The organism is Paenibacillus bouchesdurhonensis (assembly GCF_900155685.1).
Taxonomy (GTDB): Bacteria; Bacillota; Bacilli; order Paenibacillales; family Paenibacillaceae; genus Fontibacillus; species Fontibacillus bouchesdurhonensis.
The window spans coordinates 2,092,718-2,114,300 of the sequence record NZ_LT732548.1 but is presented as its reverse complement, the minus strand read 5'-3'; the positions used below and the strand labels follow the sequence as shown (position 1 = coordinate 2,114,300).

At 51.5% G+C, this 21,583-nt stretch carries 18 protein-coding genes; 3 read left to right on the top strand and 15 right to left on the bottom strand.

Annotated elements, in window-relative coordinates; genetic code table 11:
* The 5 genes from CZ379_RS13665 to CZ379_RS13645 form a co-directional block, all read right to left on the bottom strand.
* Window positions 1–726: AAA family ATPase (locus CZ379_RS13665; protein WP_199925604.1), on the bottom strand; the 726-nt coding region annotated here is incomplete at its 3' end.
* Window positions 723–1,907 (bottom strand): exonuclease SbcCD subunit D, encoded by a 1,185-nt coding sequence (locus tag CZ379_RS13660; RefSeq protein ID WP_110932121.1) that lies wholly within the window; start codon window positions 1,905–1,907, stop codon window positions 723–725. The genes CZ379_RS13660 and CZ379_RS13665, both read right to left, overlap by 4 nt.
* A 38-nt stretch (window positions 1,908–1,945) precedes the next feature.
* Complete coding sequence (addA, locus tag CZ379_RS13655) at window positions 1,946–5,938, bottom strand: helicase-exonuclease AddAB subunit AddA (protein ID WP_110932120.1); 3,993 nt, start codon at window positions 5,936–5,938, stop codon at window positions 1,946–1,948.
* The gene (addB, locus tag CZ379_RS13650) at window positions 5,935–9,459 is read right to left on the bottom strand and encodes a helicase-exonuclease AddAB subunit AddB (RefSeq protein ID WP_110932119.1); all 3,525 of its coding nucleotides are present in this window, start codon (window positions 9,457–9,459) and stop codon (window positions 5,935–5,937) included. The genes addA and addB overlap by 4 nt, the downstream gene beginning before the upstream one ends.
* Before the next feature lie 258 nt (window positions 9,460–9,717).
* Window positions 9,718–11,088, bottom strand: coding sequence for a class I SAM-dependent rRNA methyltransferase (locus CZ379_RS13645; RefSeq protein WP_110932118.1), 1,371 nt, complete (start codon window positions 11,086–11,088; stop codon window positions 9,718–9,720).
* 161 nt (window positions 11,089–11,249) lie between these two features.
* Here CZ379_RS13645 and CZ379_RS13640 point away from each other — a divergent pair, with 161 nt between their 5' ends.
* A complete protein-coding gene (locus CZ379_RS13640; RefSeq protein WP_110932117.1) occupies window positions 11,250–12,293 on the top strand; it encodes a Na/Pi cotransporter family protein in 1,044 nt (347 codons plus the stop codon).
* Here the strand turns inward: CZ379_RS13640 and CZ379_RS13635 are convergent.
* The 8 genes from CZ379_RS13635 to CZ379_RS13600 form a co-directional block, all read right to left on the bottom strand.
* Window positions 12,290–12,721 (bottom strand): NUDIX hydrolase, encoded by a 432-nt coding sequence (locus CZ379_RS13635; RefSeq protein WP_110932116.1) that lies wholly within the window; start codon window positions 12,719–12,721, stop codon window positions 12,290–12,292. The two genes, CZ379_RS13640 and CZ379_RS13635, sit on opposite strands and share 4 nt — an antisense overlap.
* Before the next feature lie 161 nt (window positions 12,722–12,882).
* Window positions 12,883–14,223 carry a tRNA (N(6)-L-threonylcarbamoyladenosine(37)-C(2))-methylthiotransferase MtaB gene (mtaB, locus tag CZ379_RS13630; protein ID WP_110932115.1) on the bottom strand — a complete coding sequence of 447 codons (1,341 nt, stop codon included), beginning with the start codon at window positions 14,221–14,223 and terminating at the stop codon, window positions 12,883–12,885.
* 3 nt (window positions 14,224–14,226) lie between these two features.
* The gene (locus tag CZ379_RS13625) at window positions 14,227–14,991 is read right to left on the bottom strand and encodes a 16S rRNA (uracil(1498)-N(3))-methyltransferase (RefSeq protein WP_110932114.1); all 765 of its coding nucleotides are present in this window, start codon (window positions 14,989–14,991) and stop codon (window positions 14,227–14,229) included.
* 91 nt (window positions 14,992–15,082) lie between these two features.
* Entirely contained in the window at window positions 15,083–15,766 is a 684-nt protein-coding gene (locus CZ379_RS13620) for a site-2 protease family protein (protein WP_110932113.1), read from the bottom strand.
* A gap of 6 nt (window positions 15,767–15,772) precedes the next feature.
* Window positions 15,773–16,738, bottom strand: coding sequence for a 50S ribosomal protein L11 methyltransferase (prmA, locus tag CZ379_RS13615; protein WP_110932112.1), 966 nt, complete (start codon window positions 16,736–16,738; stop codon window positions 15,773–15,775).
* 85 nt (window positions 16,739–16,823) lie between these two features.
* Entirely contained in the window at window positions 16,824–17,951 is a 1,128-nt protein-coding gene (locus CZ379_RS13610) for a Gfo/Idh/MocA family protein (RefSeq protein ID WP_110932111.1), read from the bottom strand.
* A gap of 175 nt (window positions 17,952–18,126) precedes the next feature.
* A complete protein-coding gene (locus CZ379_RS13605) occupies window positions 18,127–18,294 on the bottom strand; it encodes a YfhD family protein (RefSeq protein WP_110932110.1) in 168 nt (55 codons plus the stop codon).
* 31 nt (window positions 18,295–18,325) lie between these two features.
* Window positions 18,326–18,694, bottom strand: a complete 369-nt coding sequence (locus CZ379_RS13600; protein ID WP_110934374.1) for a hypothetical protein — start codon at window positions 18,692–18,694, stop codon at window positions 18,326–18,328.
* Between the two features lie 197 nt (window positions 18,695–18,891).
* Between CZ379_RS13600 and CZ379_RS13595 the strand changes: the two genes are divergently transcribed.
* Window positions 18,892–19,356 carry a hypothetical protein gene (locus tag CZ379_RS13595; protein WP_110932109.1) on the top strand — a complete coding sequence of 155 codons (465 nt, stop codon included), beginning with the start codon at window positions 18,892–18,894 and terminating at the stop codon, window positions 19,354–19,356.
* Between the two features lie 3 nt (window positions 19,357–19,359).
* Complete coding sequence (locus CZ379_RS13590) at window positions 19,360–19,638, top strand: YxcD family protein (RefSeq protein ID WP_110932108.1); 279 nt, start codon at window positions 19,360–19,362, stop codon at window positions 19,636–19,638.
* 70 nt (window positions 19,639–19,708) lie between these two features.
* Here the strand turns inward: CZ379_RS13590 and CZ379_RS13585 are convergent, their stop codons facing one another.
* Window positions 19,709–20,059 carry an FMN-binding protein gene (locus CZ379_RS13585; protein WP_110932107.1) on the bottom strand — a complete coding sequence of 117 codons (351 nt, stop codon included), beginning with the start codon at window positions 20,057–20,059 and terminating at the stop codon, window positions 19,709–19,711.
* 33 nt (window positions 20,060–20,092) lie between these two features.
* The gene (locus tag CZ379_RS13580; RefSeq protein ID WP_110932106.1) at window positions 20,093–21,520 is read right to left on the bottom strand and encodes an FAD-dependent oxidoreductase; all 1,428 of its coding nucleotides are present in this window, start codon (window positions 21,518–21,520) and stop codon (window positions 20,093–20,095) included.
* Window positions 21,521–21,583: the final 63 nt, after the last annotated feature.

The following is a 21,583-nucleotide window of genomic DNA, read 5'->3' as shown; positions in this document are numbered from 1 at the left end:
CTGCGCGTCGTCAAGCTCGCGCCGGCGCGTCTCGGCCATCGCTGCAGCCGCCTTCAGCGCAGCCTCCGCCTCGCGAAGCGCAGCCTCCGATGCGTCGCCAAGCCCCTGCTGCTCCGCGATAAGCTCTTTGCACGCTTGATCGTTATCCTTCACTTTGCGGCTCAATTTCTGAGCAAGTAGATCACCGTATTTTTCTAAGTGGAACAGACGCTGCAGCATAGCTCTTCGCTCCGCTCCCTTTAGTGAGAGAAATTCGGCAAATTTACCCTGGGGAAGAACGACGGCGCGTGTGAAATCATCCATCTTAAGCCCAATTTTCTCCTCGACGCAACGCGTCACATCAGCAAGCTTATCAGCTACAACCTTCTCGCCCTCGGGCAATATTTCGATGAATCGGCTAATCGTGCTGCTCACCGAAATATCGCTTTGCCGCTTGAAGCGGCGCTCTACCCGGTAGCGCTCCACGCCCTGCGCCGATACCAATTCAAAGGTGAATGCCACGAACAGCGAATCCTCCGAATGGTTCATAATTCCCTGCGTTCCTCCCGAGGCACGGCCTACTTTGCCATACATCGCTAGAGTAATCGCATCGAGGATTGTGGATTTCCCGCTTCCAGTCGGGCCAAATATTCCGAACAACCCCGTATCGCAGAGAGCCGTAAAATCAATCTCCTGCAAGCTCCGGTAACTCTGCAGGCCGGACAACTTTAGCGATATCGGCTTCATAGCTCCTCCTCCTCTTCCTGAACAGCGGCCTCTTCATCTGCTACAAGCGACATAAACAGCTCTACAAGCTCTTCCTCCGGCTCCGCCCCGCCGCTTTGCCGCTGATAAAATTTACGAAATAACTCGTGTACCGGCATTTGGGCGCGCGCCGCAATCGCCTGCTCCTCATCGCGTCCTGGATAAATCGGACGGATATGTACTATTCCCTCATGCGCCTTGCGCAGCGCCTGAATTTCGCTCATCGACATCGCTTCGGTCAGACTGATTTCAAGATCAATAAATGCATTCCTGTCCCGTCCCTCTTCAAGCCAGCGATGCGCTTCCTCCAAGCCAGCGCGGCAAGCCCACCGCACCAAAGGACGGCCGCTGGTCAAATGGAGCTCTTCCGTTACCGGATTCCCTCCGGGCGCCACATCCAGCAGCATGACGGATTTCGCTTGTCCGGCCTCTGAGAAGCTGTAAGCAAGCGGGGATCCGCTATAGCGGATCAGCCCGTTGCCTTTGACAAGCTGCGGGCGATGCAAATGCCCTAATGCCGTATACTGCGCTCCAACATCAAGAGCCGAAGGGTCTACCGTGTAAGCGCCGCCGACTTGGATGGGACGCTCGGAATCCGATTCTACCCCGCCAAGTACATAAATATGGCTCATCGCCAGGTTTACAGTATCCGGTCGAAACTCCCCGGAAAGTTGCCGCATAAGTTTGCCGACCTTGGCGCTGTACGCCAAGCGAAGCTCCCGCTCGTCTCCGTCCTCGGCCAGCAGCTCGGATAATCTCGCTTCCGAAGGGTAAGGCAGGGCAGCAATGACAGCTCGCTCCCCGCTGCGGGCTATATCCACGGTTACACTTCGGGAAGCAGGCAGGCCGACAAGCGTAATCCCACGCTGCGAAACAAGCGGAGAAACAGCTGAAATGCGTTCAGGCTGATCATGGTTCCCGGCAATGACGACCAGCTGGCAGCCCTGATCATTCAGCCGGGCAACAGTTTCATAGAACAGCCCTTCGGCAGCAGCCGGTGGGTTTACGCTGTCATACACATCCCCGGCCATCAAAATCATATCGACTTGCTGATCGTGCGAAAGCTGCACCAGCTCATCCATGAACATTTCCTGTTCCTTAAATCGGCTGCGCCCTTCCAGCGTCCTTCCTAGATGCCAGTCTCCCGTATGCAAAATACGCATTGCCTGCTCCCCCTCTATATTTGACGATACTTCTCTATTTACAACTTGACCGCTTCCCCGTTATCAAAAAAGTACAGCCACTTTTCATCCACCTTGCGGCCCATGATCTGTTCGATCGCCTTAGCATACAGCTCAAGCTGAAAGCGATATGTTTCCGCTAAAGCAGGCACACCGCCAAGATGCTCCAGAACGCGGTCACTCTTATAATCCAGCAAATATAATTTGTCCTCGACTGTAAATAAACAGTCGATGATTCCTTGAATAAGCACGGTTTCCTCTTCGAGCTGTTGGAGAGGGGATTGCCCCATTCCTCCTGATTCCCCAGGTACAACATGCTCTCCAGTTGCCTTGGAGTGATAACCAAACTCAGTGTCAGGAGAAGCAAAGCGCGGATATGCCTCTGCTGCGGACAAGCCGTAACTAAACGGCATCTCTCGCCTGATCCAGTCAGCCTGACGAAGCAAAGCGCCCAGCGGACTTCGCAAAAAGCCGGCGACCCGTTCAGCATCCATTTCCCTGCTCTGTTCCTGGGACATGATCTGCTTCTCCACTAACTGCTGCAGCGTTTGATGAACCGTTTCCTTGCTTGCCTCACCGTCAAATGGAAGATGCTGCATGAGCATATGATAGGCCGTTCCCCGTTCGGTCGGCGTCATCCGCTTCTCCTCCATAAATTTTGGACGTCTTAAGTGCAGCTTGTACTCCACTTTATCTTCGAGGATATTCCGCCGTTCAAGGCGCGCTTCCTCCGCAGCAAGCCAATCCAACGGCGGCTCTTCCTGCAACGCCAGCAGCGTCTTCATTTCCGTGACTGAGGTTTTAGCCGAAAGGCGCCCGGCCCACTCATGAGGGTAACGCCAATCCAGCCGTGATCGAACGGCATAATCCAGCTCCGTGCTCTCCGCTGGCCTAACGGGCACAGGACCGCCCGATACCAGCGTCTGCAGCAGCGCCTTCTCCTCCGGTGCCCATGCCTTGGCTGCTGCTGCCTGCGCACCAGCGGTCACGAACTGTTCGGCGGCGATGAAGCCGATAACCCAATCCGGCGCGCTGCCGGCGTCATATTCTGGAGCAGGACTCGGCAATCCAGCGTATTCCCGCAGCTGCCCGGCAGCTGGGTGACGGATAAGCGAAGGGCCGATCCAATCCAAATAACTTCGCCCGCGAGCGATTAGGTAGTCTGGAAGCCGTTCATCTCCGCTATCGAGAATGCTTCCCCACGCTTCAATCGCCTTGGCCAAATCTTTGACAGAAGAAATAAGAATGAGCTTGTCTTTCGGTCTTGTGAGCGCTACGTACAGAACCCTGATCTCCTCTGCTAGCAGCTCGAGCTGCGCCCGGCGGCGAATCGCTAGGTTTGGAAGCGTAGGGTAGCTCACTCTCGTAGCCTCATCTACAAATTTCGGCCCGTATCCCATTTCTTTATGCATTAAAAATGGCGTATTCAAATCCTGCCGATTGAACATTTTTGACAGCCCCGCTACAAAAACAACGGGGAACTCCAGCCCCTTGCTTTTATGGATGGTCATGATTCTTACCGCGTCTTCCTGTTCGCCTGCAGAAGCCGCTGCTCCGAGATCGCCGCCGCTTTCCCGCAGCCTCGTAATATATCTTAAGAAGCGAAACAGCCCTCGCGAGGCGGAGGATTTCTCAAATTGCCTCGCTCGATCAAGCAAGGCTCGCAAATTGTTTTGTCGCTGACCGCCCCCCGGCAAGCCTCCAACCCAATCCAAAAATCCGGTTTGCCGATAAATATCCCGAATGAGATCGCCCAGTTCACCTTCTCTAGCGCTATTTCGCCATGATTCTAGCTGCTCGGTGCAAGCGACTAGCCTAGCTTTAAGTCTATCAAATTTCGTTCCGATATCATCTGCTCCCTCGGCCTCTACACCGACCGCAGCTTCCAGTGCCGGAGCCGTTTCGTCCCGGGCGATAAAGGCCTGCAGAGCCTCATAGAAATTGCTCCTCGGGGCTGCCAGACGAATTTCGGCCAGTTCCTCCTCGGACAGGCTGTAAAGAGGCGAACGAAGGACGGCTGCTAGGGGAATATCCTGCAACGGGTTATCAATGACTTGAAGCAGGGACAACATCGTCTCGACCTCAGAGGCCTCGAAATATCCCTGGCTCACCTCTCCATAAGCCGGTATCCCTTCCATTCTCAGCTCCTCCATCATGGCAGGAGCCCAGGTTAAGGTCGAACGCAGCAGTATGACCATATCCCGGTATTCCACAGGCCGCAATCCCTTCAAGTGCTTGTCATAAATGCGCAGCGGCTTTTGGCGCATTTCCCGGATCTTGGCCGCAATTGCCCTAGCTTCCAGGCGCACTGCCTCTAGATCGGCCAATTCCTCCTCGATCAATGACCTATCCCCATCGTCTTCGGATCTCGGCACCTCGCCGTCCAAAGCTTTATCTCCGCTCCGGTCAATCAGAAGCAGCTCAGGACGATAATCTTCCCCGGCATTATCGGGAAAGCCCTCCCCGTAGACGAGCTCTGAACGCGAGTCGTAAGATATTTCCGCAACCCGCTCATTCATGACCTGGCGGAACAAATAATTGACCGCCTCAATCACTTCACGCCGGCTGCGGAAATTGCGGGCAAGATCAATTTTTAGTCCTTCAGCCGCCCCATCGTCGCCATAGCTCCGATATTTTTGCAGAAATAATCCTGGCTCAGCCAATCTGAATCTATATATACTTTGCTTCACGTCGCCTACCATAAAACGGTTGCCAGGCTCTCTGCGCGAAATAAGCCGCACGATATCCTCCTGCACCGTGTTCGTATCCTGATACTCATCGAGAAGCACCTCTTCGAATTGCTGCTGATATTCAAGCGCGGCATCCGAAGGAACAACCTTATCCGGCGCCGAGTCCGGGTGACGTAATATTTGCAGGCAATAATGCTCCAAGTCGGAGAAATCGAGCCAGCCCTTGGCCGCTTTCTCCTTCCGGTATCGCTCAGCGAAGGAGGTGACGAATGAAGACAGCTCGGCCATCAGTGGAGCCATTTGATTCATTTCGTCCAAGAAAGTCTCTGGCGCGCGTCCAAACAACTGGGTTCGCAGCTCCGTCATCGTCTTCTTCGCTTCCTCGCGCAGCGCTTTAACCCGCTCCTGCAGCAGGGGATCGGTCTGATCCTTCTTGCAGGGCTTAAGCTTGCCGAACACAATGTTCTCAAATTGTCCGTGCAGCGAAGACCACTGCCCTTCATTAACGGGATCCAGCATGAGCTCAACCATCGCGATGTCTTCTTCCAGCGTGCTCGCATAAGGCTGCGGGCCTCCGGGAGACATGGCCAGTATCTGAGCCTGGCGCAGCAGCTGCGCAGCTCCCTCCAGCGTCAGCTTCGTATCACTCAAAATGCTGCTGACCCAAACGCTCTTCTCCAGATCCTCAACACTCGAAGCAGCAAATACACCCGCCGCCTGCTGCAGCCAATAGTCCGGCCAGGGATGGCTTCGCGAGAAATCGTACAATCTCTGGACAAGCGAGAATACGGCATCGTCGCTGCGTTCCCCGCCAAACCAATCAACTAGGCGCAGAAAAGGGCTGCCTCCCGGCTCGGTCGCATACTTTTCCTCGAACAACTCTTCCAGCACTTCCTGGCGAAGCAGAGCCGTCTCGCTCTCGGAAGCGATGCGGAAGCCGGGGTCAAGCGGAATCAACGTATAATACCGCTGGATCACTTCCATACAGAAGGAGTGAAGGGTCGTAATCGAAGCGCGGCCCAGCATCGCGAGCTGCCGTCCTAAATGCTCATTCCCGGGATTCCGATCCAGCTCCTTCTCCAGCGCTTCCCGAATGCGCTGCCTCATTTCGGAAGCAGCCGCCTTCGTAAAGGTGGCGACGAGCAGGCGGTCGACGCTGAGCGGATGCTCCGTATTGCATAGCTTCTGTATAATCCGTTCTACAAGCACCGCCGTTTTTCCGGAGCCTGCCGCTGCTGCGATCAACATATTGCTGCCGGACAGCGATATTGCTTTCCACTGATCATCGCTCCAGTAGCTGCCTTGTGGCTTCGGTTTACTCATCCTTGCCCCTCCTCTCCAACATTTTGTTCAAACATCGCCCATAGCTTATCCTTGCCAGGCTTGCTAAGCAGATGGTAAGAGCCACCCTCCACCGATTCATCGAAGCGGCAAACCGGCTTGAAGGCGCAGTAGGTGCATGCCGTCTCTGTTCCAATGCGATAGGGTGTAATCTGTACATCCCCGTCCGTAATTCTCGTTCCAATTTCGGTTATCGCCCGTCTTACCGAACGCAACAGCTTGTACCACTGCTCCTCTGTAGCAACGGAAGCGCTGCTGTAAAAGCCACCGTCCGCTTTGACGGCAACTGGTAAAATATCGGAATATCCTTTGTCGAGGACATTGTCCATCTTGGAGATGACATCACGATCCGCCAGCAATAGCCCCTTCATTTTAAATCTTTTGAGCATCTCCAAATCGGCCTGCTCTTGGCTCATGCCATTGCTGCTTTGCAGCAGCGGATTATGGACATGGAAGTACAGCGTGCCTGCCGGCAATGCGCGCTCTCCGAGCCAGGACTCGGCCGAGGTAAGCAGCACGTCGAGATAAGTCAGCATTTGCAGCGACAATCCGTAATAGACCTCGTGCAGCTTTAAATCCGTCTGGCTTGATTTATAATCGATGACTCGAAGCAGTATCCCCTGTTCTCCCTCCGCCACATCAACGCGATCGATCCGTCCCACGATTTCCATCACACATCCGTTTGAGAGCTCGAATGTAAGCGGCGGCAAAGCTTGCCCCGGTCCGAAATCCAGCTCCAAGCCGATCGGCTCAAAACTGCCTCTTCTGGATTGTTCACCAAGGATGATTGAGGCGCGTCCAACAATATTTTTGAGCTTACGAGAAATATATCCATAACGATTGGAGCTTAGCAATATTTCCCCCTGAAGCTTCGGCGCAATCCGATCGACAGCGATGGCCGCCTCTTCCAGACATTGCTCTGCGGTAAGGCTTCCCCAGCTGCGATTCTGCTCCTTAAACGTAAGCGCCATTGAACTCAACGCCGCATGAAACAGCTGCCCGATGTCCGGCGCCTTCAAACGATAAATTTGCCGTTCCTTCAGTTTCAAGCCATGAGACGCGAAATGCGAAAATGGGCAGGCCGAAAATTTCTCCATCCTCGACACGCTTGTCCGAAGACGCTTGCCGTATAATCTGCGACTCGTAGCAGCCGTAAGCCCGCGAACCTGGTTGCGGTAATTGAGCGAGCCCAGCAGATGGGTAAGCTTCCCTTCCCACTCGGATTGATCCTTATACCATCTCAGAACACTCCACCATATCGGTGAAATAGGTTCGCCGGTTCTCCATTGACGCAATTGTTCTATTAACCGCGATAGGATCGGCGCTGGCCGGCTGACATATTCCAGCTGCTGCTGTTCGTTATCAATGGCCACCGGGGCTTCAGCGACAAATTTCTCCGATAGAGTTGGGAAAATCGTCTTCACATGCCGCATCACTTCGGAGGGCAGCAGCGCCTTGCCGTCTTCATCAGCCAGTGGGTAGCTGAGCCATAACGATTGACTGGCAGCCGATAAAGCTTCATAAATGAGAAAGCGCTCATCAAGCAGCCTTCGCGTTAAACCGGGAGCAAGCTCCATGCCGATTTCGGAGAGGCGTACCCTTTCCTGATCGCTTAACACGCCTTCTTCCTGTATATTGGCAGGCATAATGCCTTCGTTAATTCCGAGCAGGAATAAGTGCTTGACATGACTGGAACGCGTCCGATCCGTACTTCCGATCAACACCTGGTCCAAGGAAGGCGGAACGAGCGACAGCTTAAGATCCTGCAAGCCCGTCTCCATGATTCCGGCAAATATGTCGAAGCTTAGCTCCTCATCTCCCATCATTTCTACAATCTGATCAAGCAGATCAAGGACAGAGCTCCACAACTGGCGATGTTCCATCGCTTCCTGCGGAAGTCCCTTACGTTGAGCCTTATGGGCCAGCTTGTCCAGACGGTGGGCAGCCTCAATATCCTCCAGCAATTTGTAGACTGCAGTGCACATTTCGCGGGCATTGCGGCTTCGCTTCAATCTTGTCTCAAATGCAGCTAGCGGCGCTACGACCGCCTCTCGGCAGCGCTCCAGAAGACGCATAGCCTCGTTTCCCGCTTGCTCTGCAGGATGATCTGCGGCTTCCAGCGACAGGCTGGGTGCTCCTTTCCATGGGCGGCCATCGGTCCAGCGATAACCATGAATCCCGCTGGCCAACACATAATTTTCAAGCTGATCCATATGATTTCGCGTCAAGCTGCCATCCAGGGGCAGCAGAAACTCGCTTTTGACACAGCGAAATACATCTTCATACTTCCAAAATTTCAATACAACATCCATCGCTCCGCGTATCAGCTCTACCATGGGATGGTAAAGCACACTCCGCTTCTGGTCTAAAAAATAGGGAATGCCGTATTCCTCGAACACGGGGCCGATAAGATGGTCATAGTCCTCCAAATTTCTGACGAATAAAGCCATATCCCGCCATCTAGCTCCTTGCTCCCTGGCTAGAGCAACCATGGCGCGCGCGGCTCCTTCCGTCTCCGTGCGCCGGCTGCTCGCAGTGTGAAGAGATAAGGAGGAGGACAAATCCTCAGGCGGATCTGCTCCCTTCCACGGAATCCGATGCTCATAAGCCAATTCCAGGTGAGATAATGTCATATTGTCTCTGAAACGGGGAAAAGGACGGGTATCGAGCACCTCCGCCGCCTTCAATTCAACTCCGTATTCCTCAGCCAGCGCACGCAGCTTCATGTATGTGATCGCCGTAGCATGGAATAAGTTCAGCTCATGCGGCAAAACTCCGTCATCATAAGGACGATCTAATGTAAGCGATACAGTCATGGAGGAAGCAACCGACATCAGCGCTCCGATAGCTTTATATTCTTGCGGGGTGAAGCTCTGAAATCCGTCGATCCATATGTCAGCCCCGCGAAGATAAGAGGAACTCGGAGCCCCCTCTGCCAATTTAACGACATGATCTTCAGCATCTATGTAAAGCTTGGATAATTCCTGGTCAAATTCGCGATAGATGATGCTTAAATCATGAAGCTTATCCTTTAGAAGCGGCGATTCGCCGTCTGTTTTCTCCAATATTTCCCCATATTTATCAAGCGATGAAAAATCAGCATCATGCTTCTTAAGCTCGCTATATAGGGAATTGATCCGGTCGATTAAACCGAGCTGATCGCCCGATTGCCTATATAGCTTCAAATCTTTCCGATGGCGGCGCATAATTTTGTAAAGAAGCATCTTCTTGCCCTCTTCACTTATTGGTATTAGTGCAGATCCGCCGGTTTCCTGCATAACCCGTAGAGCTAGGCGGTGAAAGCCCAGCACTTGAGCTCTGACGGTACCGGAAAGTTGTTCTGACTGCACAATCGCGCGCTCGATCTGGAACGTCCCCTGCTCTGGAGCAATTAGAATTATTGGAGGCCCGCTCGGATCCGACCTCAGCATGGAGGTAATTCGCTCTAATATCAAGCTGCTTTTGCCGCTTCCCGAACGGCCGATGATAAATTGAAGTGACATGAAGCTCCTCCTATACAGCGTAATTGACTTAAGACTAATGTTCTATGAAAGAAAAAAAGCATTGAACCCACAGCTTTTTTCACGGTCAAATTGTTAATTTACATTATAACATAACGATCCTACACTTCACTCGAGGAACAAGAATGTATGTTCTGTTATTTTAATGAAAAAAGTCGCATAATACAACAAGACTTCTGAATAATCAGAAGTCTTGTTGGCTGAGAAAGTTTATTTTCCTTTTATTACTGGTTCGAGGAATTAAAACGTCTTCGTCCGCACTTCAAAAATTGCAAATTTCAAATAGTGTCCTTCATTGACGCCTAAAATTTGCGGGTGGTCTTTCCCGGCCGCACGCCATTCAATCAGCCTCAACACCTTGCCGGCATCCATGGCAGCATCCTGGATCGTTTGCAGGAACAGTTCCGGTTTCATATGGTAAGAGCAGCTCGCAGTAACCAAGTAGCCCCCCTCGTTGACCAGTTTCAGTCCATGCAGGTTAATGTCTTTGTACCCTCTGCATGCCCCTTTAACAGCCCCCTTCGTCTTGGCGAAGGCTGGCGGATCGAGTATAACGACATCCCAGGTTCTCCCCCCGCTGGCCGTCATCGGAAGCGAGGTGTCTATTTTCCCGTCGTCAACAGCACGCGCACGACGCTCGTCCAGCCCCTTAACCTGGCTGCGCAAATATTCGAAAGCGTCGGCAACGACGAATTCCACGCGATCTTCAAAGCCGTTTAGCCTGACATTCTCCCGGGCGCTTTGAATCGCGTGCTCGGAAATATCGAGGCAGGTCACTTTCTTAGCCCCATACTTGCAGGCATGCAGCGTAAAGCTCCCCGTGTGGGAAAAGCATTCCAGCACCGTCGCTCCATCCCAATATGGGAAAGTAACCTCCTTGCCCTTCCGGTTCACCGGAACCATGCGGAAGCCTCCGCCGTCTACCGGCTGCTGCTGCAACGTAACGCCGCTCCGCTCTCCCCAGCCCATCATCAAAGGCTCGATAGAGGCACGATTCTCGCGCTGGTCAAAGAAGTACCCCGTTTTCTGCCCCTGCCAAATATCCACTTGGATCAAAAGTCCATTCTCCGTAACCGTCACATGCTGCGGGGGATTGCCATAAAGCGGCCCCTTCATCTCTTCCAGACCTTCCATCGCCCGGATGGATACGTCGCTTCGCTCATAAATGCCTGCGGGCTGAATAACGGACACCAGAGCTTGCACAATGCTTTCACGGCAGCGATCCATTCCAAGCGTAAGCAATTGAACGACGAGCACATCACCAAAGCGATCAACAATAAGCCCCGGCAAAAAATCAGCCTCTCCATACACTAACCGGTAGGCAGCCTCATGCACAAATCTTCTACGATGGGCTAGGCACTGCTCAAAACGCTGCATAAAAAAAGCAACATCCATCGCTTCCAGTGGCTGATAGGATACGACCCGTACCGTTATTTGCGAAGCAGGATTGTAATACCCTGTCGCCAGAAATTTCCCTCTCCAATCCAACACAGTGACTAAGCTGCCCGGCTCCGGCTCGCCCTCGACTCTCTCGATTTCATTGCTGAAAATCCAGGGATGACCCTGTTCAAGCCGCTTTTTACGGCTTCTTTGCAAAATAATTGATGGCAAGCTGACCACTCCTCTTATTGTTAAATAGCATCTCCTCGATTCAGGCATACGGCCAGCGATCCTACCTGGGTAACCAAGCAGGGAACACCGCCTTCGGGCATGAGAGCTGCAAGCTTGGCATATATGTAACTTGTACAGCTTTATATCAGAGGAGGGAGCTCATGTTTCACGAAATTGTGTTCCCGGCGACATTTGGCTTTGCCTTGTTTATGCTTGGCATGAAAATCATGGAGGCCGCGCTGCAGACTTGGGCCGGCCCTAGATTAATCAAGCTGCTTCAAGGCTCAACGCGCACGCCGTGGACGGGCTTGCTGTCCAGCTCGTTCGTAACCGCCGTATTGCAGAGCAGCACGGCGGCTACGGTCATGACGATCGGACTTGTTAATGCCGGGCTGCTATCGTATGGACGGACACTCGGCATCATTCTCGGCGGCAATGTCGGAACCTGCCTAACGACCGAATTGATCGCTCTAAATATTTCACGTCTAGGCATCCCGCTGCTGATCAGCTCTCTTATCGTTTGGGCTGCTGCCGTAATGAGCGAAGAGGCCCTTCCCCGCCACCGAACCAATGCCGGCTGGACTCAAATGTTAAGACCGCTGCAATTCGGCTCGCTGGCTGTATTCGGCTTCAGCCTGATCATGATCGCGATCACCTGGATGCAATCGATCGGCCCCGCTCTGGAACAGCGCGGCGTAATCGCATGGCTGCTGGAGCACGCGGACGACAGCCTCCTATGGGGAGCTATTGCAGGCGGGCTGCTCACCGCCCTCATCCATAGCAGCGCTGCCGTCATTGCGATGACGATGGGGCTCGTCGCTACAGGCACCCTGCCCATCGAGTTCGGTATCGCCATGGTTCTCGGCTCCAATGTAGGCACATGCATTACGCCGCTGATCGCAGCGATCGGCAGTACGCGGTCGGGACGTTTTGTCGCCTGGTCCCATGTAATCCTGAACGTTCTTGGCGCATTATTGTTTATGCCTTTGATCCCTTGGCTGGAAACGGCGGCAGCCTGGATGAGCAGCGATCCAGCGGCTCAAATCGCACGTACGCAGACGATTTTCAACGTCGTCTGTTCTTTGCTCGCACTCCCTTTTTGCTACTTGCCCGTGTGGTCGAGATGGGGGAATCCAACGCACCGTCCGCCAAAATGTTCCACCTCACCGACAGCGGTGATTTCCTCCACCAAAATGCGTGATTAAAGGCGGATACCTAGCAGTTTTAACGCCTTTTCCAAAATAAAATCATTATTATCGTAACCGGCATTGCATTGTCTTTCCCAAGCGACTTCCGGTTCATACCAGGCTACACTGCGTATTTCTTCCGTTTGCGGCCTCAGACTGCCGCCCTCGCACTCAACAAGATAATAATGTACTTCTTTTTGGATATCTCCTAGGTTGGGATGATGATAGGTATAGGCTATAATATCGATGGGCTCGACGACTCGGCCGACAATCCCGGTTTCCTCATGGATTTCACGGAGCGCGGTTTGTTCAATCGTCTCTCCGTTTTCCCGTTTTCCTTTAGCAAACGATATTTTACCGTATCGATCCGTAATTAGCTGAATTTGCAGTAGTCCCGCTTCTTTGCGGTAGACAATGCCTCCTGCAGATATTTGTGTGGACGGCATGACATTGACCCCTCCTTATTCCTAGAACATCATTGGTTAATACGGAATTCTCAACTTGCCTGTACACCGTGATAACATCTAAATGGACAACAAGGACTTCACCCCTTCGGGGTGAAATCCTTGAAGATAAATATATGGTTCACTGCATTTTCCTCCGTAATTTAAGCCAAGGCTTTGGAAGTATCCTCCAAAATGCGCACGAGCTGGCCTTCGCAAGTGTTAACGCCGGCTTCCGTCAACTTCACCCGGCATACTTTGCCGGTCAAATCTCCTGGAGCCTCGAAGCGAACCTGTAGATAGTTATCGCTAAGTCCGGTGGCGTGCCCTTCGCCAGACAATCCCTTTTCATCCTTCTCCGGAATAATGTCCAGCACTTCGCCGACGAATTTTTGCGCATATGCCAACTGCATCGTTTCCGATAGATCTATCAGCTCATGCACTCGCGCGTGCTTCACTTCCTCATCTACCTGATCTTCCATCCGTGCCGCTGGTGTGCCCGTCCGTTTGGAATACGGGAACACGTGCATCTCGGAGAAACCGATGCGCTTAATCGCCTCGAAGCCCTCCCGGAACAACTCATCGGTCTCCCCCGGGAAGCCGACGATAATATCGGTCGTAATGGCCACGTCCGGCATGAACTCACGGATCATTTTGATCTTCTGCTCAAATTCTTCAATCGTATACTTACGTCTCATCCGTTTAAGAACTTCGTTGCTGCCTGCTTGCAGCGGAATATGAAAATGTCGGCACATTTTAGTGGAGTTCTTCAACACTTCAAGCATTTTCTCATCGATTTGGCTCGCTTCAATCGAACTGATTCGTACCCGTTCCAAACCATCAACCTTGTCCAGCTCCCAGAGCAGATCGGATAGACGATAATTTTCAAGGTCATCCCCATATCCTCCGGTATGAATGCCAGTCAGTACGATCTCCTTATAACCGGCAGCAACTAACTGCCTTGCCTGATTCACGACGCTTTGCGGATCACGGCTCCGGGACAAGCCTCGCGACCATGGAATAATACAGAACGTACAGAAATTATTGCAGCCTTCCTGGATTTTGAGAAAAGCGCGCGTGCGGTCTGCGAAGTCGGGAACGTCCAACTCTTCAAATTCACGGGTCTTCATAATGTTGCGTACGGCATTAATAGGTTGACGCTGCTCCTGGAGTTGTCCGATCAGGGGCATAATCTTCTCGCGATCCTGCGTGCCGATAACGAGGTCGACCCCCGGGATGTCCAATATTTCGGCTGGCGACGTCTGGGCGTAGCAGCCGGTAACTGCAACGATCGCATCGGGATTGCGGCGGACTGCACGGCGAATAATTTGCCGCGATTTTTTATCTCCTGTATTGGTGACTGTACAAGTATTTATGAGATATACATCGGCAGTCTGTTCGAAATCGACCTGCTCGTAGCCTTCGTTTTTGAAAAGCTGCCATATCGCTTCTGTATCATAGAAGTTGACTTTGCAGCCAAGTGTGTAAAAAGCAACGGATGGCATTGTTCAACTCTCCCCCATTTCTCCAGTTTCATACATAATACATGTTAAGGCGGCCATTCCGGCCGTCTCTGTTCTAAATATTCTTCGGCCCAAGCCTATGGACACTGCCCCTGCCGCTTCTAATTGCTCAATCTCCCTCGCTGTAAATCCGCCCTCAGGCCCGATCACAATCATCACCCGCGAAGGCGCAACTGCCCCAAGGCGCTCGGCAAAAGGCTTCAGCACGTCCCGCAGCTGCTGGCCGTGCTCCTTCTCATAGCATACACAAGCGAGGTCGTATTCAGGCAGCTTCGCCAGCAATTCCTTCCATGACGCAGGTGCTTCGATTGCTGGAATTTTGCTGCGATGAGCCTGTTCGGCAGCTTCTTTGGCAATTTTACGCCAGCGAGCCGTTCGCTTCTCTTCTTTCTTTGGATCGTATTGAACCACCGTCCGTTCCGACATAAAAGGCTGGAACGACGCGGCGCCAATTTCCGTGCATTTCTGGATCACAATCTCCATCTTGTCGCCTTTCGGCAGACTCTGGGCCACCGTAACCTGAACACGCGGCTCCCCGGAAGCTTCAAGCATTTCAACGATGCGGGCAGTCACCTGCTGTGCTTCGATCTCTACAATCTCGACAAGCGCTTCCCTCGCATTCCCGTCAGTGACAATCAGCTTATCTTCAGGCTTGGAACGCATCACTTTGCCGATATGACGAGCGTCCTCGCCAGTTATGCTTACCAATTTGTCCCCGAATTGTTCGGGATCAATAAAATAACGCTGCATTTATCATCAACCTCACCTTATTCACCAAAGAACATCATACAACTTTTGAATTATGGATTCCAGTATTTATTCCCTGAATCAAAGGGGGATTTTAACCGCCAAACAGCATGATGAAGAAACTGGTAAACTGGGAAAAAATCGTTCTGGCTCCCGTGTAAAGAGGTTCAATCGTAATATTGCGAAGCGGCGGGATAATTAGAATGACTAGGAAAATTAAAATAGACCATTGTTCAACCTGCCTCAATTTAATTCTAACGTGGTCAGGCACAATATCCTCCAACAGGCGGTAACCATCGAGCGGAGGCAGCGGCACTAAATTGAATAGGAACAGAAAGAAGTTCATAATATTAAAAATGATGAAAAAATTATGTACGGCATTAAACAAAATTTCGTTCGTGATCATGCTTAAAATGCCGAATTGGGAAAGAGCGACATAAATCATCGTTCCGAGAAAACCGAGCAGCAAGTTGCTGAGCGGGCCTGCCGCGGATACAATAATCCCCATCTGCCGCGGCTTATCAAAATTGTCCCGGTTGACGGGTACCGGCCTTGCCCAGCCGAACCCTGCAATCAGAAGCAAAATCACTCCGAGCAGATCGAAGTGGACAGCGGGGTTAAGCGTCACCCGTCCCTGCAGCCTCGCTGTTGGATCGCCGAACTTGTTGGCAAAATAAGCATGGGAAAACTCATGAACGGTAAAAGCAATGATCAGCGTAATCAAAAAATAGGGCAGCTGATCCAAAGGAATTCGCAATATTTGATTTAAAAAATCCATGAATGGCTACCTCTTTCTCGCCACGAAAGCAACCCAGTCTTCTTCCCTGGCGGTTTCCGTGATCTCAAATCCCGCGGCAAGCAGCGCTTCCTCCACGGCTTGTTCTTTATTCTTATAAATGCCCGATGCAATATAATAGCCACCCGGCTGCAGCGCCTGGTAGACATCATCGACAAATAACAAAATAATTTCCGCTAGTATATTAGCAACGACAACACGAACCGGAAGCTTGACGTTAAGCTCCGCCGACTCTTGCTTCAAAACGGACAACAGATCGCTCTCTACAACAGTAATCCGATCCTCAAGACCATTCAGTCTCGTATTCTCTAAAGCACTGGAGACAGCTACCGGATCTAAGTCCAACGCAAGAACATGAGATGCGCCCAGCTTGCTTGCGCCAATCGCAAGTATCCCCGAGCCTGTCCCGACGTCAATGACCTCATCGCCTTGTTGAATGACACCTTCGAGCGTACGGAGGCAAAGCGATGTCGTCGGATGTGTCCCCGTTCCGAAGGCCATGCCCGGATCCAGCTCAATGATCTTCTCTTCTTCAGACTCAGGTACATACGCCTCCCAGGTCGGCTTGATCGTCAATCGCTCCGACACCCGGAGCGGCTTGAAGTATTGCTTCCAGTTATTCGCCCAGTCGTCCTCGCTTACATCCTTCACTGCTATATCCGCACGGCCTGCATCGATATCATATCCGGCAAGCTCCGCAATTCGTTCCTTCACGGAAGCAATGACCGAATCAATGTCCGTCCCGTCCGGAAAATAACCGCTTATTCTAGCTTCCCCCTCAGGGATATCATTGGGCGGAATTTCAAACCATTGTCCCAAGGAAGTGTCTCTAGGCTTGTTGTTATCCACGTATTCTTCAATGGTTACGCCGCCGGCTCCTGCTTCATGCAAAAAGTTGGTAATCATCTCTACTGCTTCTTCTGTTGTATCTATAGTTATTTCCTTCCAAATCATGTTGTTTTATCCTCCTCGGTTCATACGCATACCCTTTATTGTACTATATAATATCAAGGTAAACAAAAAGCCGCTATACAAGCGGCTAGAGGACGATTGAAGTGGATTTGGAGCCTCGCGCTACCTCTTCCGCGCTTACTTCACGCTCCAATTGTTGAGACAAATATAACCCTTCGCTAATCAACATCGTGTTGAGTGCGATATCTGCGGTAGGCAGCAGCGGCACCTGCCCCTGCAAAGCTGCAATCCAGTGATGCTGGGAAGTTGCATAGGCATTCGGAAAAGGACTTAGCATCCGCTGGCGCCAATCGGCCCGCTCCAAATTCACCGTGCAATCCATATCCAAGTCGGCGATAGTCGTATGGAAGCTGAAGCCATTCGCTTCTCTGTCCGACACCGCTCCGGGCAAACGGATCCCCCCTTCCGATCCGACGATTGAACTGCCCTCCAGACCTCCGAGCTGCAGCGACCAGGATTCGATAATATCCAGCGTTATTCCGCCCTCCAGGCAGACTAATCCGGCTGCCATCTCCTCGACATCGAATCCGGAGCGAAGCCTGCGCTCCTCGTCCATTGCCATTTCCTGATACGTGCGCCCTGTAATCCGCTCTACCTGCGGATTCCCCAGCAGATACAGCATGCGGGCAATATGGTACACCCCCATATCGTATAACGCTCCTCCGCCAGCGGTTTCTTTCCTCGTAAATGCCGCAGTTCCGTAGCCGTCGACATAAGGCCTGTTGCGACGCCGAAAACCTGTGGATCTAGCATGATATAGCTTGCCGAGCTTGCCCGCATCAATTAATTGTTTGGCAGCTCTTGTCTCGATATGATAGAGATGCGCTAATTGAATATGAAGCAGCTTGCCGCAAGCCTTGGCTGTCTTTACCATTTTCAGGCCATCCGCATAAGAGCCCGCGATCGGCTTCTCGCAATACACATGTATGCCAGCCTCCAGAGCTTCCGTTGTTACCGGCATATGATAATTGTTATGAAGACATACGTCGATGGCGTCGAGCTCCTCCTGTTGAAGCATTTCCCGGTAATCCGCATAAACATTGGATACGCCGTACTTAGCCGCAACACGCTTAGCCTCCTCAAGATTTATATCGCATATGGCAATGATCGCCGCGCCAGGAATATTCATGTACTCCTCCAGATGTGCCTTTCCGATTTGTCCGGCGCCGACGATGCCTATTTTGATCGTGTCCATTATGCATCCTCCTGTCTGTATGCTTTGAAGTTAAAAGGCTGGACAACTTGCTGTCAATCCATTTGGCAGCGGTCAATTATAAAAGATATGAAGCTGGTTATATAGTCCATGAAAAAAAAGAGCAAAAGACCGCAAAACGATGTCTTCTGCTCTAATGTCAACCTAATTGCCGCAGTTAGCGGCGTTGCTGTTGGCGACGATCTGCACGCTCACTGCGTTCTAGCGCCTCCCAGTCCTCTTGATCCGCCAACTCCTCGGAAAACTCTACATCCTCGTTATGTCCAATGGATTTTGATAACTTCGCTGAGTAGGAGCGCTTTGCGTCCTGTTTATGCTCGCTCATGATCTTTTGTTCCTCCTTCGGATATTTGCGATTACGTCATGCCGCCTGCTTCTTCAATGATGCGCAGGGCTTGATGATGACTCGATTCGTCTACGACGACCGTAAGCAGAATATCATGGCCTGTCGGCCCTCCCTGTCCTCCATGGCTCATTCCGCTTGCGGCCGGGTCGGCCGCCGACAGAATGCCTGCGGATGGGCTGGTTATGTCCCCGTCCTGCGTAATTTCCGCAAGGCTGGATATATTACCGGCGATCGGATTTAAAGGATCATAGCCTTCCCCAGGATATTTGCTGAAGCGATCGATGGACAAATCCACAACCCGAAGGGCCTGCAGCTTCCGAGCAGCACCCTCCGCTTCTTCCGGGCTCTTGAAATAAGCGAGAATGTTTTTTTCACTCAACAGTGAACACCTGCCTTCGCCTACCTGCGGCATGTATTGAATCTGCTTTTGGTGCAGTTTCTTATTGTGTAGGATGCAATATTGGATGACACTTTATACAAATGATTCTTTCTTTTAAAAATTGAAACTATTATTAAGGCAACTCGTATATACTCTTATATAAATACACATTTAAAGTAGGAGGGTTTACTCTAGGTATGTTCAAAAAAATGACGCTGCTCGTTATGGTATTCACACTATTCTTTGCTTTCACGGTTACAGATTTCGCAGATGCCAGACGTGGTGGTGGCTTTAAATCCGGCCCACGAAGCTTTACCAATACGCCGAAGAAATCAAGCACGGTGAACAAATCGGAATCCAATACGACGAACAAATCCACTTCAACCACGAACGGCATGAATAACAACAGAACCGGATTTTTTGGCGGTGGCAGCTTTATGAAGGGGATGATGGTCGGTGGATTGGCCGGACTTCTATTCGGTGGACTGTTTGGAGGCATGGGTTTCTTTGGCGAATTGCTCGGCCTGGCCGTTAACCTGTTCGCTATCTATTTGATCGTCGTAATAGCCATTGCCCTCTTCCGTAGATTTAAGAAGCCGCAGCCGCAAACCTATCAAGGCCCGCGCAACGATGATTACAACAATCGCGGAGGAAGATACTAACCTATGATTCTCAGCATGGATGAAATCATTAACGCAATTTGCATTCACACCGCAGATCGCACCGGCTTGCGTCCTACCGATATCCAGGTCGAGCTAAGCTGGGATGAAGATACCGGTTATACCGGAGAGGTGTGGGCTAATGGACGCAGCCGCTACTTGATCGAGTTGAATATTATTGAAGCGATCATGCAGTATGTATACAAGGAGTACGGTATTCGGGCATTTAAGGATGATATTACCTTGGAGCTGGATGAGGAAATTACAGCTGCCATTAGGCAATAATAAGCTTGCTACCTTATGTAAGGGCACCCCATCGTTACGACGATATGGGTGCCCTTCGTTATGGTTGAGGTTATTTCTTCGCGTTGCTTAGTGCGGTTTCCACCGCTTGAACAACAGCCTCGCTCGATTTGGAGGCACCGGAAATGACATCTATATCATCCGTAGACTGCTCCTTAATAATTTCCGGAATCGTCGTTTCTATGGCCGCATCTACAATGCTTTGCGTTTCGCCATGCTCAATAATTTCGATTTTATCGATCTTCGCTCCTTTTACTTCAACGGAGACCTTAATCTCGCTTTTGGCCCCTTGGGCGCTTCCTTCATAAATCCCATCGATATACTGCCCGCCACCCGAGCAGCCAGCCAGTACAAGAAATGCAGCTATAGTTGCTGCTCCTGCGTTTTTTACCGATCTGCGCATAGTTTCCTCCCCTTTTCTCATTATTGATGCCTGTTATTTGAGCGATTTCACAGCTTCCTGAGCAGCAACGCGTCCGAATGTGGTAATATCGGCCAGCGCATTGCCGCCAAGTCGGTTAGCACCGTGAACGCCGCCCGTAACCTCACCCGCAGCATATAGGTTTGGAATAGCAGTGCCCGCTTCGCTCAGCACTTGTGCTTGGGTATTAATCATCACACCGCCCATCGTATGATGGATGCCTGGCGTTACCTTAATGGCATAATAGCTGCCCTTTGTAAAATCGAGGCGCATATCGTCGCGTTGGAAATCTCCATCCCTGCCAGCCTCTTTAAATTGACTGTAACGATTCACAGTTTCCTCCAGAACAGCGGCATCGACATCAATCTTGGCCGCCAGCTCAGCGATTGTCTGCCCTTCTTGGACGAGACCCATTTCAAAATACGTATCCGTTGCTTTCAGCGTTCCACGAAGCTCATCATTAAAGATCAAGTAAGCGATTTTATCGGTCTGAACCAAAATGTTCTTAGATACAACATCCCTTGTAAGCAGCTCGTTTGTAAACCGAATACCTTCTTGGTTCACGAGGATCGCTCCGTCTCCCCGGACGCCTTCCGTAATAAGGACGCCTTCGCCCGGAATGGTCGTAGGATGAATTTGAATTTCGTTCATATCCACCAGCTTGGCTCCTACAGCCTCAGCCAATTGAATGCCATCGCCCTGTGCCCCAGGCGCATTCGTCGTAGCGAATCCTTCTAAATCAGAGTTATATTTAACGACCATGTCCAGATTAGCGCCAAATCCGCCCGTCGCAAGAATAACTGCCTTGGCTTGAACTTCAAACGTTTTGCCTTCCTTGTCCGTACCCTTGACCCCAGTTACGTTTCCATCCTTATCCGTCACAATTTCCGTGACGCTGTGCTGCAGACGAACGTCAACATTCAATTCCTCCAATTTCTTCTTCAGAGCGACTACGATAAAATTACCTGCCGCTTCCCCGCCCTGCGGTCGATGAATGCGCGGAACACTGGAGCCTCCGGCTTTGCCGACCTCCGACAATTCGGCGCCGTTCTCCTTCAGGAATTGGATCGACTTCGCAGCGTTGTCTGTCAACACCTTGACGAGATCCGGGTTATTTACATTTTTGCCGCCTTTCATTGTGTCTTCGAAATGCAGCTCAGGGCTGTCTTCAATCCCTTGCGTCTTTTGATATTCCGTGCCAGCAGCATTCAGCCCGCCTTCAGCTCGAGCCGTGTTTCCGCCAAGCATCGGCATTTTCTCCAGCAGAACGACCTTTGCCCCCTGATTATGCGCCTCGATGGCCGCGGACATTCCTGCTCCGCCTCCTCCGATCACTACGATATCGGCAGATTCTGCCTTGCCTCCGCAAGCCGGTAAGATGAGCGCCATCATCATAACTGCCACCATGGTGAGCGCTAGACTCTTTGTTTGTCTTGTTTTCATGCTGTTCCCCTCTTCATTTTGTTGTTGCAGCAATTTGGTATTGTGCATGTTTTCACATAATAA